At 58.9% G+C, this 13,047-nt stretch carries 11 protein-coding genes; 3 read left to right on the top strand and 8 right to left on the bottom strand.

Annotation, left to right across the window (positions count from 1 at the left end; translation table 11 throughout):
• Nucleotides 1-9: 9 nt before the first annotated feature.
• From HMPREF3178_RS28755 to rutA, 5 genes are read right to left on the bottom strand one after another with little or no spacing between them, the layout of a single operon-like run.
• Nucleotides 10-600: a malonic semialdehyde reductase gene (locus tag HMPREF3178_RS28755; protein WP_004100972.1), complete on the bottom strand. Its 591-nt coding sequence runs from the start codon at nucleotides 598-600 to the stop codon at nucleotides 10-12.
• A complete protein-coding gene (rutD, locus tag HMPREF3178_RS28750) occupies nucleotides 597-1,400 on the bottom strand; it encodes a pyrimidine utilization protein D (protein ID WP_004100973.1) in 804 nt (267 codons plus the stop codon). The genes HMPREF3178_RS28755 and rutD overlap by 4 nt, the downstream gene beginning before the upstream one ends.
• Nucleotides 1,397-1,789: a pyrimidine utilization protein C gene (gene rutC / locus HMPREF3178_RS28745; RefSeq protein ID WP_004100974.1), complete on the bottom strand. Its 393-nt coding sequence runs from the start codon at nucleotides 1,787-1,789 to the stop codon at nucleotides 1,397-1,399. The genes rutD and rutC overlap by 4 nt, the downstream gene beginning before the upstream one ends.
• Nucleotides 1,782-2,492 (bottom strand): pyrimidine utilization protein B, encoded by a 711-nt coding sequence (gene rutB, locus HMPREF3178_RS28740; protein ID WP_004100975.1) that lies wholly within the window; start codon nucleotides 2,490-2,492, stop codon nucleotides 1,782-1,784. Before rutB ends, rutC begins: the two co-directional genes overlap by 8 nt.
• Complete coding sequence (rutA, locus tag HMPREF3178_RS28735) at nucleotides 2,492-3,583, bottom strand: pyrimidine utilization protein A (protein WP_004100980.1); 1,092 nt, start codon at nucleotides 3,581-3,583, stop codon at nucleotides 2,492-2,494. The genes rutB and rutA overlap by 1 nt, the downstream gene beginning before the upstream one ends.
• A 284-nt stretch (nucleotides 3,584-3,867) precedes the next feature.
• Here rutA and rutR point away from each other — a divergent pair, with 284 nt between their 5' ends.
• Nucleotides 3,868-4,506: an HTH-type transcriptional regulator RutR gene (gene rutR / locus HMPREF3178_RS28730; protein ID WP_004100981.1), complete on the top strand. Its 639-nt coding sequence runs from the start codon at nucleotides 3,868-3,870 to the stop codon at nucleotides 4,504-4,506.
• Here rutR and HMPREF3178_RS28725 read toward each other — a convergent pair.
• Both HMPREF3178_RS28725 and putA read right to left on the bottom strand, forming a co-directional pair.
• A complete protein-coding gene (locus HMPREF3178_RS28725) occupies nucleotides 4,503-4,898 on the bottom strand; it encodes a lysozyme inhibitor LprI family protein (RefSeq protein WP_004100983.1) in 396 nt (131 codons plus the stop codon). The genes rutR and HMPREF3178_RS28725 overlap by 4 nt on opposite strands.
• Before the next feature lie 192 nt (nucleotides 4,899-5,090).
• Entirely contained in the window at nucleotides 5,091-9,053 is a 3,963-nt protein-coding gene (putA, locus tag HMPREF3178_RS28720; protein WP_017146149.1) for a trifunctional transcriptional regulator/proline dehydrogenase/L-glutamate gamma-semialdehyde dehydrogenase, read from the bottom strand.
• Between the two features lie 556 nt (nucleotides 9,054-9,609).
• On the opposite strand from putA, the gene putP reads away from it, so the two are divergent.
• Complete coding sequence (gene putP / locus HMPREF3178_RS28715; protein WP_004100988.1) at nucleotides 9,610-11,118, top strand: sodium/proline symporter PutP; 1,509 nt, start codon at nucleotides 9,610-9,612, stop codon at nucleotides 11,116-11,118.
• A gap of 112 nt (nucleotides 11,119-11,230) precedes the next feature.
• Nucleotides 11,231-11,665 (top strand): DUF3574 domain-containing protein, encoded by a 435-nt coding sequence (locus HMPREF3178_RS28710; protein WP_004112099.1) that lies wholly within the window; start codon nucleotides 11,231-11,233, stop codon nucleotides 11,663-11,665.
• Nucleotides 11,666-11,794: 129 nt separating this feature from the next.
• Here HMPREF3178_RS28710 and HMPREF3178_RS28705 read toward each other — a convergent pair whose 3' ends face one another.
• Entirely contained in the window at nucleotides 11,795-12,979 is a 1,185-nt protein-coding gene (locus tag HMPREF3178_RS28705) for a NupC/NupG family nucleoside CNT transporter (protein ID WP_016807397.1), read from the bottom strand.
• Between the last annotated feature and the right edge of the window lie 68 nt (nucleotides 12,980-13,047).

Below are 13,047 nucleotides of genomic sequence, written 5' to 3'. Positions count from 1 at the left end.
GCGGGCTCCTTATACCAGCTGGCAGGCATCATCAAAGGACAGACGCGGCAGGCGCGCGTACAGTTTACCGGGATCGCCGTAGCCGATATTAATCAGCAGGTTGCTTTTCCAGGCGCCGTCGGCAAAAAACGCCGCATCGACTTTTTCGCGGTCAAAACCCGACATCGGACCGGTATCCAGGCCCAGCGCGCGGCAGGCGAAAATCAGGTATGCCGCCTGCAATGAGCTGTTGCGAAAGGCGGTCTCCTCCGCCATTTGCGAACTGGAGGTAAACCAGCTGCGGGCGTCGCCGTGGGGGAACAGCTCCGGCAGCCGGTCATAGAACGCGCGGTCCCAGGCGACAATAGCGGTGACTGGCGCCTGCAGGGTCTTCGCGATGTTGCCGCTCGACAGGGCCGGGCGCAGCTTCTCTTTACCTTCCGGGGTGCGGACGAAAACGAAGCGCGCCGGGGAGCAGTTGGCGGAGGTCGGCCCCATTTTCAGCAAGTCGTAGAGTTCGCGCAGCCGCGCGTCGCTGACCGGCTTATCCAGCCAGCCGTTGTGGGTTCGGGCCTCGGTGAACAGCGCGGCGCAGGCGGCAGGGCTAATGGCTTCGCTCATAGGTTCTCCTGGGGTACGGGCAGCATCGCGGCCAGCCCGTCGCATAAAATAGGGTTAAAGGTGGCGCTATCGGTGACGTTGCAGGCGTGGCCGCCCCAGGCCATTTCCACCAGCTGGCTGTCGGGGATTGCCGCCTGCAGCAGGCGGGAGCAGGAGGCCGGGACCAGCAGATCGTCAGCGGCGCTGATAACCAGCGTCGGGCAGGCGATGGCTGCCGCCCGGCGCGAAAAGTCGGCCTGCTTGAGAGCATTCAGCCTTTTCAGCAGATTCTCTTTGCCCTGGAAATGGCTGATGGCGAGCGCGTCTTCGGCCTCCAGACGCGGCAGGCGAGAAGCCATCCACTCCGCCGGATAGAGGAACAGCGGCTGCGCTTCTACCCACGCCTGCGCGCCACCCGCGTGCAGCAGGCGCTCGCGCACCAGGAAGCAGCGGCGGGTATGCGGGGAGAGCGTCAGCCAGCCGTTCACCAGTACCAGGGCGCTTATCGCTTCGGGATGGTCCAGCGCGAGCTGCAGGCCAATCAGCGCCCCCAGGGCGTGGCCGATCAGCGCAAAGCGCCCAATACCCGCCTCCAGCAGCGCCGCGTAGAGCTCCTGCGCCATCTGCGCCATGCTATAGCTGGCGGGCAACGAGCCGCCGTTTTCGCCGGTGCCGTTGTGGTCATAGCTCACCAGCTGGTAGTGCGCTTCCAGCGCCGAACGCTGCGGCAGCCAGTAGCCGCCCGCGCCGCCGAGCCCGGCGCTCAGAACCACCACCGGCGCGCCGGGATAAGGCGCCGGGGAGATATTCAGCTTCATCATGCCGGTTTCCCGATATGGGCGACGGTGGCGATCTCCACCAGCGCTTCGGGCTTCACCAGCCCGCACTGAATGCAGAAACGCGCCGGTTTGTCGCCGGGGAAGAACTCCGCGTAGACTTCGTTAATCGCGGCGTAGTTTTTCCAGTCGGTGATAAAGATGCTGTTGAAGGTCACATCCGCCATACTGCCCCCCGCCGTCTCGATAACGCTCCTGATGGTTTCCAGCACGTGGCGGGTTTGCGCCTTTGGGTCGCCGATGTAAACCACGTTATTTTGCTTATCGAACGGCAGGGTGCCGGAGACGTAAACCACGCCGTCGGCCAGCGTGCCGGGAACAAACGGTGCGATAGGCGCGGTGGTGCCTGGCGGAATAATCACCTGTTTAGGCATAACGTTTCTCCTCGGTAAATGCGTGCGGCGCGGCGGGCTCAAGGGCATTACAGAAGCTGGCGACATCGCTGACCCAGCCAAAGAAGGTTTCGATATTAAACAGCGCCGCCTGCTGGGCAAACGCCGGACCGGCCTGGTGCGTAGCGTCCTCCAGCACGATGCCGAAATATTCGAGGAAAAAGCCGTCGCGCAGGGTTGATTCCACGCAGACGTTGGTGGCGATGCCGGTAAACACCAGATGGCGGATTCCGCGGCTGCGCAGGATGCTGTCGAGCGCGGTATTAAAGAAGCCGCTGTAGCGCGGTTTCGGCAGCACGATATCGCCGGGCTGCGGCTTAAGCTGATCGACCAGCTGATAGTCCCAGCCGCCTTTCGCCAGCAGCTTGCCCTGTAGCTCCGGGTTCTGGCGCATGGTTTTCAGCGCGTTGGATTTATGAAAATTGGGCGAACCGGGGCCGCCGGCCTCCACGTACTGGTCATCCCAGCCGTTCTGAAACCAGATAACCAGCATCCCGGCGGCGCGCGCGGCGGCCACGGCGAGGTTGATATTGTCGATAACCGGTCGGGTGGTGGAAACATCAAAGCCGGCGAGGTCGAGATAGCCGCCCTGGCTGGCGTAGGCGTTCTGCATATCGACGACGATCAGCGCGCTTTGTAGCGGCGCGAAGGTCAGGGATTCCGGGCGAGCGGGCAGGGTAATCATCAGGCAACCTCTTGAGTCATGGTGGCAATATGGTCGCGGCAGCGCATCAGCGGCTGAATGCGCTGTCCAAAGGCTTCGATACCGATAAGGAAATCATCAAACGTCAGCAGCACGCCGTCGGTGCCGGGAACCGCCGCCACCTCGTCGAGCATTCGGGCGACATTGGCGTAGGAGCCCACAAGAGTGCCCATGTTGATATTGACCGCCGAGGTGGGATCGGCCATCTGGCGCACATTGGTGTCGCTGCCGGAACGGGTGTCTTTCTGGCTCTGTTCGGTCAGCCACGCCAGCGCCTCGTCATCCGCGCCGGCTTTGTAATGCTCCCATTTGGCCCGGGCTGCCTCGTCGGTTTCGTCGGCAATCACCATAAACAGGACGTAGGAGCCGACGTCGCGGCCGGTTTTTTCCGCCGCCTGCATCATCCGGGCGGCGGTGGGGGCAAAGGCGGCAGGGGTGTTCACGCCTTTACCGAAGCAGAAGTTATAGTCAGCGTGTTGGGCGGAGAACGCCATACCGGCATCGCTTTGCCCGGCGCAGATGACCTTCATCGGCTGCGACGGCTGCGGGCTGACCCGGCAGTCATTCATGGTGAAGTAGTCGCCTTTGAAGTCGCTGCGCCCGGTTCCCCACAGGTCGCGCAGGACCTGGACATATTCGGTGAGGTAGTCATAGCGGCTGGCAAAATAGTCATCGCCCGGCCAGATGCCCATCTGCTCGTACTCCGGCTTTTGCCAGCCGGTGACCAGATTGACGCCAAAGCGGCCGCCGGAGATAGAGTCAATGGTTGAGGCCATGCGGGCGACGATCGCCGGGGGCAAGGTCAGGGTGGCGGCGGTGGCGTAGATCTGGATGCGTGAAGTCACGGCGGCCAGTCCGGCCATCAGGGTGAAGGACTCCAGATTATGATCCCAGAATTCGGTTTTGCCGCCGAAGCCGCGCAGTTTGATCATCGATAGCGCGAAATCGAAGCCGTAGTGTTCGGCTTTTTGCACGATAGCCTTATTGAGCTCAAACGTCGGCATGTACTGGGGAGCATGGGTGGAAATCAGCCAGCCGTTATTACCAATCGGAACGAAGACACCAATTTTCATACCTACCTCTCTGCATGTCGTTGAACAAGAAGGCGCGGCGCTGCATCCTGCATCTCCCTCAATCACCTCGCCTGAAAGATAAAGCAAAGGCGATGCCAGTTTTACAAAGGCCAATGTTATTAATGTGTTGCGTTATGGTTGCTGAAAATGGCAGCAATAAAAGTGGACTGAATGGTCAAAATCGGTGCACGAAAAAGCCGCAGTCGTGCGCAATCGGGGTGCACAGAGTCGTGCCGGCGCTGGGCTTTTGCTATGCTGATGGCGGGAAAAGAAGGAGATAATGCATGGCACAGGGCGGCGTGAAAAAGATCGGCAAACGTTCACAGGCGGTGAGCGCAAAAAAAGAGGCTATTCTGGCTGCCGCGCTGGACGCGTTCTCGCAGTATGGCATTCACGGCACGCGGCTTGAGCAGGTTGCCGAGCTGGCCGGGGTGTCGAAAACCAATTTGCTCTATTACTACCCCTCGAAAGAAGCGCTGTATATCGCGGTGCTGCAGCAGATCCTGGCTATCTGGCTGGCGCCGCTCAAGGCGTTTCGTGAAGACATCAGTCCGCTGGTGGCCATCGGCGAATATATTCGCCTTAAGCTGGAGGTTTCCCGCGATCACCCGCAGGCGTCAAAGCTGTTTTGTCTGGAGATGCTGCAAGGTGCGCCGCTGCTGATGGGCGAGCTGACCGGCGATCTGAAAGCGTTGGTAGATGAGAAGTCGGCGATTATTTCCGGCTGGGTTGAGAGCGGCAGGCTGGCGCCCGTCGACCCGCAGCATCTGATCTTTATGATCTGGGCGACTACGCAGCATTACGCCGATTTCGCCACTCAGGTTGAGGCGGTAACCGGCGCGACGCTGCGCGATGAGGCGTTTTTTCAGCAAACCGTCGATAACGTCCAGCGGATGATTATCGAAGGGATTCGGGTGCGTTAATTGGCGGGCGGCAGCGGGCAGCTCTGATCGCCATCCTCGCACTGCAGCAGCGAAGCGAGATACGACTCGCGCTCGACGGTTTTATCGGACATGCACTGGTTGATCAGCATCGGCTGTACGCTGCCGCCTTCTGCGCCGGAGGCGAGGAATTGACAGTCGGCGTCGCGCAGGGCAATCCACGTCAGCTGCGCTTTTTTCAGCAGTTCCTGCTGTTTTTCAGAGGCGCGCTTCAGCGCTTCCTGATACGTTTCATTTAATTTTTTGTCGTCAGCCTGGTACTGCTCGGCGGTGCACTGGTTCATTTCCGTTTGATTGCTGGCGTTGCTACATTCGTCCGCCAGCGCATGGGTGCTTGCCAGCAGCGCGGCAAAAGCGAGTAAAGTGCGTTTCATTGGTCAACTCCCATAAAAAAAGCTCCCGTCCGGGAGCCTTAATTAACCACAGCCTGCGTCTGGTGTCATTAGCTGACGTTGTGCCGTCTGCTTTCCCGGGGGCGGCGCGGAGCGCCTTGCCCGGGCTACTGATAGTGCGGGCTGTGGTTGGGTAGCCCGGGTAAGGCATCAGCCGCAACCCGGGAAGCAGGCTTAGCCAATCGTCATCAGGCTGGCGTTGCCGCCGGCTGCGGCGGTATTGACGCTGAGCGAACGTTCAATATAGAGCCGCTCCAGCAGCAGATTGCTCTCGCCGCGGGCGAAGCCCTGCACCGAAACAATCGCGCCATCGCGCGCCGCTACCTGTTCACACAGCTCACGCAGCTGATCGGAATCGCCGTGGTAGATAACCGCATCGAAAGGCTCGCTCGCCAGGGTTTCCGCTTTGGCAAAGTGGATCCGTTCGCTGACTTCGCGCGGCAGTTTTTTCGCCAGCTCGCGCTGCAGAGGCGCGTCAGGCCACAGCACTTCGCACCCCACGGCGGTCACGCCCGCCAGCTGGGTGAGCGCGTCCTGCTCGTTATCGGCGACGCACAGCACGCGGTCGCGCGGCATAAAGGTCAGGGTGTTGCGCTCACCGGTTGGGCCCGGAAGCAGACGCTGGGTACCGGCCTGCGCCTGTTCGCTGAACTGTTGGCACAGGGCCTGCAGTTCCGGGCGGTCTTTAGCCCACTGCTGTAACGCGAGCAGCGGTTTCTCCAGCAGCGTTTTCAACTGCGCGTCCAGCGGGTACTCCGCATCCTGGCGGGCGAGGGTGATCCCGACTGCGTTCTGCGGCCGGCTGGAGAGCAGTCGGTACAGATACAGCGGGCCGCCGGCTTTTGGACCCGTACCCGACAGGCCCTCGCCGCCGAACGGCTGCACGCCGACCACGGCGCCAACCATATTACGGTTGACGTACAGGTTGCCGACGTTGGCGTTGCCGGTGACCTGCGCGATGGTTTCGTCGATACGGGTATGCACGCCCAGGGTCAGGCCATAACCCGAGGCGTTGATCTGCTCAACCAGCCCGTCCAGCTCGTTGCGGTTATAGCGCACCACGTGGAGCACCGGGCCGAAGACCTCTTTTTTCAGCTCGTCGAAGCTGTCGAGTTCGATCAGCGTCGGTGGAACGAAAGTACCGCTGGTCCACTCGCGCGAATCTTCACTGGTTTCGCGCACCGCCTGGAAGACTTTGCGCCCTTTGGCGCGCAGCGTCTGAATATGGCGCTTAATGTTCTCTTTGGCTTCGGCGTCAATAACCGGCCCGATATCGGTGGTCAGGCGGCCCGGATTGCCCATCCGGCACTCGGCCATCGCGCCGCGCAGCATCGTCAGCGTATGGTCGGCGATATCATCCTGCAGGCAGAGCACGCGCAGCGCAGAGCAGCGCTGTCCCGCGCTGTCGAACGCCGAGGCAAGAACGTCGATCACCACCTGTTCGGTCAGGGCGGAAGAGTCAACGATCATCGCGTTCATGCCGCCGGTTTCGGCGATGAGCGGCGTCGGGCGACCCTGAGCATCCAGGCGGCTGGCGATATTGCGCTGCAGTAGCGTGGCGACTTCGGTTGAGCCGGTGAACATCACGCCGCGAACGCGCTCGTCGGAAGTCAGCGCCGCACCGACGGTTTCTCCGCGGCCCGGCAGCAGTTGAATAACCCCTGGCGGTACGCCCGCTTCCAGCAGGATAGCGACGCCCTGAGCGGCGATCAGCGGCGTCTGTTCCGCGGGTTTCGCCAGAACGGTGTTGCCGGCCGCCAGCGCGGCGGCAATTTGGCCGGTAAAGATTGCCAGCGGGAAGTTCCACGGGCTGATACACACTACCGGGCCGAGCGGACGATGGGTTTCGTTATCAAAATCCGCGCGCACCTGGCCTGCGTAATAGTGCAGGAAATCCACCGCTTCACGCACTTCGGCAATGGCATTGCTGAAGGTTTTTCCCGCCTCGCGCACCAGGATACCCATCAGCGTTGGCATCTGGCCTTCCATCAGTACCGCAGCGCGTTCGAGGATCGCCGCGCGCTCCTGCGGCGGGGTGGCGAACCAGATCGGCGCGTTGTTGACCGCGCTGGTCAGCGCCAGCTGAACTTCAGCCTCGCTGGCTTCGCGCACGTGGCCGACGATATCTTTTGGCTCCGCCGGGTTGATGACTGGCTGCATTTCGCCTTCGGCAACCGGCTGTTCCAGCATCGGCAGCGCCTGCCATTTATGCAGCGCGCTGTTTAAGAGCGAGGAAGAGAGGGAGGCCAGGCGATGCTCGTTGGCCAGATCCAGACCGGCTGAGTTACTGCGCCCCTTGCCGTAGAGATCGCGCGGCAGCGGGATTTTCGGATGCGGCAGGCCAACCTGACCTTCCTGCTGGGCCAGTTTTTCCACGGCGGCGACCGGGTCAGCAACCAGCTCATCCAGCGGCAGGGTGCTGTCGGCGATGCGGTTCACGAACGAGGTGTTAGCGCCGTTTTCCAGCAGGCGACGCACAAGGTAGGCCAGCAGCGTTTCGTGGGTGCCCACCGGCGCATAAATACGGCAGGGACGGTTGAGTTTGCCATCGGCGACTTTGCCGGTCACCTGCTCATACAGCGGTTCGCCCATGCCGTGCAGGCACTGGAACTCATACTGACCGGGGTAGTAGTTTTGTCCGGCGAGCTGATAAATCGCTGCCAGGGTGTGGGCGTTATGCGTTGCGAACTGCGGATAGATCAGGTTCGGCACCGCCAGCAGCTTTTTCGCGCAGGCCAGATAGGAGACATCGGTATAAACCTTGCGGGTATAGACCGGATAGCCTTCGAGCCCGTCCATCTGCGCGCGTTTGATTTCGCTATCCCAGTAGGCGCCTTTTACCAGACGAATCATCAGGCGGCGACGGCTGCGGGTAGCCAGGTCGATCAGGTAGTCAATGACAAACGGGCAGCGTTTCTGATAGGCCTGGATCACAAAGCCAATCCCGTTCCAGCCCGCCAGCTCCGGCTCAAAGCAGAGTTTTTCCAGCAGATCGAGCGAGATCTCCAGACGATCGGCCTCTTCGGCGTCAATGTTGATACCGATATCGTACTGGCGCGCCAGCAGGGTTAGCGATTTCAGGCGCGGGTAAAGCTCATCCATCGCGCGATCGTACTGGGCGCGGCTATAGCGCGGATGCAGCGCGGAGAGTTTAATCGAAATGCCCGGCCCTTCATAAATACCCCGGCCGTTCGAGGCTTTGCCTATGGCATGAATAGCCTGCTGATAGGAAACCATATAGGCTTGGGCATCGTCGGCGGTCAGCGCCGCTTCTCCCAGCATATCGTAGGAGTAGCGGAAGCCTTTGTCTTCCAGCTTGCGGGCATTGGCCAGCGCTTCGGCGATGGTTTCGCCGGTGACGAACTGCTCGCCCATCAGGCGCATCGCCATATCGACGCCTTTACGAATCAGCGGTTCGCCGCTCTTGCCGATAATACGGTTCAGCGAACGCGACAGGCTGGTTTCGTTATGGGTTGAGACCAGCTTGCCGGTAAACAGTAGCCCCCAGGTGGCGGCATTGACGAACAGCGAGGGGCTGCGGCCGATATGCGATTGCCAGTTGCCGTTGCTGATTTTGTCGCGGATCAGGGCATCGCGGGTGGCTTTGTCGGGAATGCGCAGCAGCGCCTCCGCCAGGCACATCAGGGCCACGCCTTCCTGCGACGAGAGCGAGAACTCCTGCAGCAGGCTCTGCACCATTCCTGCGCGGCCGCTGGCGGTTTTCTGGTTGCGCAGCTTCTCCGCCAGCTGATATGCCAGCTTGTGGGCCTGCTCGCCGAGATTCTGCGGCAGGCGAGCCTGCTCCAGCAGCATCGGCACGGCGTCGGTTTCGGCCCAACGCCAGGCGGCGGTAATTGACGCGCGGGAGACGGACTGCGGCAGGATCTGCTCAGCGAATTCGAGGAACGGCTGCCAGGGCTCATCGCCCGGACTGCCCGTTTCATCGCTTTCGTTAGCCGCGCCGGAAAGTAACGCCGGTAGCTCAGGCAGCGTCTCGTCGTTTTCCAGCTTTTCCAGATAATTGAAAATGGCCTGCTTAATCAGCCAGTGCGGCGTACGGTCAATACGGCTCGCCGCGGATTTAATACGTTCGCGCGTCGCGTCGTCAAGTTTTACACCCATGGTGGTGGTGCCCATGTCAGGAACTCCTGTTATTGGTCATTCGCTTTATCCTTCAACCCGCCTCTTTATTGGCTGCATTACCACGCTCCGGCCACAAGGTTAACTATGTCGCCGGATGCTGATAAATTTGCCGCCCGGACGCCGAGTGATTGATTTGGCGAAGTTCGCTTCTGTGCAGTGATGAGGTTGCGTAGAAATATCTACCATGTTGCAACTTTGTGCAACCTTGTTAATTGAGAATTGTGCTGCAGGCCTGAAATTGCCGTAATTGTTAAATTGTATGGCGTTAATAGCAGCTATTCATTCCCTTTATATTTGGGGTTTTATCTGCGTGACTTAACACTTTTACGTGGTGCAACCGATAAAAACGTGAGAGAGTGCAACCTATTACAAAATGAAGTTTGGTCCCCGATGCATTTAGTGTAAATGCTGTGTTAAATCATTTGTGAAAAAACAAAGCTTCCGTCAGGATACGGTCGCCCAATACAACCAATAGGCCATTGCCCCGTTCCGGTAGTGGATAAAACGACAAATCTGGACGCTGTCGACAAAAAATTCTGGAGATTTTTACATGGCTATTAGCACACCCATGTTGGTGACTTTTATTGTTTATATTTTTGGCATGGTACTCATCGGTTTTATTGCCTGGCGTTCGACAAAGAACTTTGATGATTATATTCTCGGCGGCCGCAGCCTTGGCCCATTCGTCACCGCGCTCTCCGCCGGCGCTTCAGATATGAGCGGTTGGCTGCTGATGGGGCTGCCCGGCGCAATATTTATCTCCGGGATTTCCGAAAGCTGGATTGCCATTGGCCTGACGCTAGGCGCATGGATTAACTGGAAGCTGGTGGCGGGGCGTTTGCGGGTACACACCGAGGTGAATAATAACGCGCTGACGCTGCCGGATTATTTCACCGGCCGTTTTGAAGATAAAAGCCGGGTGCTGCGAATTATCTCGGCGCTGGTGATTCTGTTATTTTTCACCATCTATTGCGCATCCGGTATTGTGGCCGGAGCGCGTCTGTTTGAAAGCACCTTTGGCATGAGCTACGAAACCGCGCTGTGGGCCGGCGCGGCGGCAACCATTATTTATACCTTCGTCGGCGGTTTCCTTGCGGTGAGCTGGACCGATACCGTCCAGGCCAGCCTGATGATATTTGCCCTGATCCTGACGCCGGTCATGGTGATTATTTCGGTCGGCGGCTTTGGCGAATCGCTGGAAGTTATCAAGCAAAAGAGCATTGAGAACGTTGATATGCTGAAAGGGCTGAACTTCGTGGCGATTATTTCGCTGATGGGCTGGGGGCTGGGCTATTTTGGCCAGCCGCATATCCTGGCGCGCTTTATGGCGGCGGACTCGCACCATAGCATCGTACACGCCCGTCGTATCAGCATGACCTGGATGATCCTCTGCCTGGCGGGGGCCGTAGCCGTTGGCTTCTTCGGCATCGCTTACTTCAACAACAACCCGGGCGTGGCGGGCGCAGTTAATCAGAACGCTGAACGCGTCTTTATCGAACTGGCGCAGATTCTGTTCAACCCGTGGATTGCCGGGATTCTGCTGTCGGCGATCCTGGCGGCGGTCATGTCGACCCTGAGCTGCCAGCTGCTGGTTTGCTCAAGCGCCATCACCGAAGATCTGTATAAAGCGTTTTTGCGTAAAAATGCCGGTCAGCAGGAGCTGGTATGGGTTGGCCGCTTTATGGTGCTGGCCGTGGCGCTGGTCTCCATTGCCCTTGCAGCGAACCCGGAGAACCGTGTGCTGGGGCTGGTGAGCTACGCCTGGGCCGGCTTCGGCGCTGCGTTTGGTCCGGTGGTGCTGTTCTCGGTGATGTGGTCGCGAATGACGCGTAACGGCGCGCTGGCCGGGATGATCATCGGCGCTGTCACGGTGATTGTCTGGAAACAGTTCGCCTGGCTGGGCCTGTATGAAATTATCCCGGGCTTTATTTTCGGTAGCATCGGAATTGTGGTCTTCAGCCTGCTGGGTAAAGCGCCTTCCGCAGAGATGCAAAAACGCTTTGCCGAAGCGGACGCCCATTACCACTCCGCGCCGCCGGTGCGCGCGACTGCCGAGTAATGCTCTGTCGCATCATCAAGCCCGCATCATGCGGGCTTTATTGTTTGTGACTCTTGCTAATCGATTGAAAATACGCTGATATCTGAGCATAAATATCAATGAGGGTAGCAAAATGAGTGTCAAACAGGGTGCGATGGCGTTAGTACTGGCAGGGATTTTAAGCGGCTGCGTAGCGCCCGCCGCGAAGATGGCCCCGGCGGCGGATGCTGATGCCTGCCCGGCGGATAACGCCATGGTGCAAACCACGCTTTATTTTGGCTTAAGCCGTCCGGCCGGGAAGGACATTACCGCCCAGGAGTGGCAGCAGTTCGTTGATCGCGACGTGACGACGCGCTTTCGCGATGGCCTGACGGTCTTTGACGCGCGCGGTCAGTGGCTCGGCAATGACGGAACCGTGGCGCGCGAGCAGAGCAAGGCGCTGATGCTGATCCATGGCAAAGATGCGAAGAGCGAAGAGGGGATTGAGGCGCTGCGCAATACCTATAAATCGCGCTTTGCACAGGAGTCGGTCATGCGCGTTGACCAGCCGGTCTGCGTGCACTTTTAATTGGCATCTGATGAAAGGCCCGGGTTGCGGATAACGCCTTACCCGGGCTACGCAACCTCAGCTCGTACGAGCTGCCTGCCCGGGCAAGGCGCTCTGCGCCGCCCCCGGGATCACAGGCAATAACTGCGGTTACAGTACCAGACCAGCAAAGCTGGCAGAGAGCAGGCTGACCAGCGTTGCGCCATACACCAGCCGCAGGCCAAAGCGGGAAACGATATTCCCCTGCTGCTCGTTCAGACCCTTAATCGCCCCGGCGATGATGCCGATAGAAGCGAAGTTGGCGAAGGAGACCAGGAACACTGATAAGATACCCAGCCCGCGCGGCGTCATGCTGGCAGCGATTTTTTGTAGCTCAATCATGGCGACAAATTCATTGGCCACCAGCTTAGTCGCCATAATACTGCCGGCGCTCAGCGCATCGCTTAGCGGGATACCAATCAGCCACGCCAGCGGATAGAAGACATAGCCGAGTATCTGCTGGAAGCTCAGGCCAAACAGGGTGGCGAAGAGCGCGTTAATGGCGCTAATTAAGGCGATAAAGCCAATCAGCATCGCCAGAATAATCATGGCGACTTTGAATCCGGCCAGAATATATTCACCGAGCATTTCAAAGAAGCTCTGCGATTCATGAAGCTTCTCAAGCTTGATCTCTTCCTCGCTGCCTGGTCGCGTCGGATTAATGATCGACAGCACAATAAAAGTGCTGAACATATTCAGGATCAGCGCGGCAACGACATATTTCGCGTCGAGCATACTCATATAAGCGCCGACAATGGACAGCGAAACCGTCGACATTGCAGTGGCCGACATGGTGAACAGGCGGCGCGAAGAGAGGTCGCCGAGCACGCCCTTATAGGCAATAAAGTTCTCTGATTGCCCGAGGATCAGCGAACTGACCGCGTTGAAAGATTCCAGCTTACCCATACCGTTAACTTTCGATAACAGGGTACCAATCAGGCGAATAAAAATCGGCAGAATACGCCAGTGCTGAAGAATACCGATGAGCGCGGAGATAAAGACAATAGGGCACAGCACGCCAAGGAAAATAAACGCCAGCCCTTTTTCACTCATGCCGCCAAATACAAAGTTGGTGCCTTCGGCAGCGAAGCCGAGCAGTGATTCAAAAAAGGATGCAATATTTTTCACTAGCCACAGGCCGCTTTCGGCGTGGAGAAAAAAGAAAGCCAGCGCAACTTCAATAATAATTAACTGGATAATATAGCGAATGCGGATTTTTTTACGGTCGTAGCTGGCAAGCCAGGCGAGCGCGAGGATAACCGCCAGCGCCAGCAGGAAGTGCAGGAATTGAGTCATGTTGTTCATTTCGCAGTAAATAAGGCCGCCATTTAGCCACAGCTCTTCGGCCGGGTAAATATCCGGCG

The sequence above is a fragment of the Klebsiella sp. HMSC09D12 genome, assembly GCF_001808475.1.
GTDB classification, from domain to species: domain Bacteria; phylum Pseudomonadota; class Gammaproteobacteria; order Enterobacterales; family Enterobacteriaceae; genus Klebsiella; species Klebsiella oxytoca.
Note: the sequence above shows the minus strand (reverse complement) of the source record. Positions and strands in the feature narration are given on the sequence as shown.

Coding starts and splice junctions, on each gene's coding strand:
- HMPREF3178_RS28755 (WP_004100972.1), bottom strand. CDS start 600: ATGAGCGAAGCCATTAGCCCTGCCGCCTGCGCCGCGCTGTTCACCGAG.
- rutC (WP_004100974.1), bottom strand. CDS start 1,789: ATGCCTAAACAGGTGATTATTCCGCCAGGCACCACCGCGCCTATCGCA.
- HMPREF3178_RS28710 (WP_004112099.1), top strand. CDS start 11,231: ATGAGTGTCAAACAGGGTGCGATGGCGTTAGTACTGGCAGGGATTTTA.
- HMPREF3178_RS28705 (WP_016807397.1), bottom strand. CDS start 12,979: ATGACTCAATTCCTGCACTTCCTGCTGGCGCTGGCGGTTATCCTCGCG.
- rutA (WP_004100980.1), bottom strand. CDS start 3,583: ATGAAAATTGGTGTCTTCGTTCCGATTGGTAATAACGGCTGGCTGATT.
- rutD (WP_004100973.1), bottom strand. CDS start 1,400: ATGATGAAGCTGAATATCTCCCCGGCGCCTTATCCCGGCGCGCCGGTG.
- putA (WP_017146149.1), bottom strand. CDS start 9,053: ATGGGCACCACCACCATGGGTGTAAAACTTGACGACGCGACGCGCGAA.
- rutR (WP_004100981.1), top strand. CDS start 3,868: ATGGCACAGGGCGGCGTGAAAAAGATCGGCAAACGTTCACAGGCGGTG.
- rutB (WP_004100975.1), bottom strand. CDS start 2,492: ATGATTACCCTGCCCGCTCGCCCGGAATCCCTGACCTTCGCGCCGCTA.
- putP (WP_004100988.1), top strand. CDS start 9,610: ATGGCTATTAGCACACCCATGTTGGTGACTTTTATTGTTTATATTTTT.
- HMPREF3178_RS28725 (WP_004100983.1), bottom strand. CDS start 4,898: ATGAAACGCACTTTACTCGCTTTTGCCGCGCTGCTGGCAAGCACCCAT.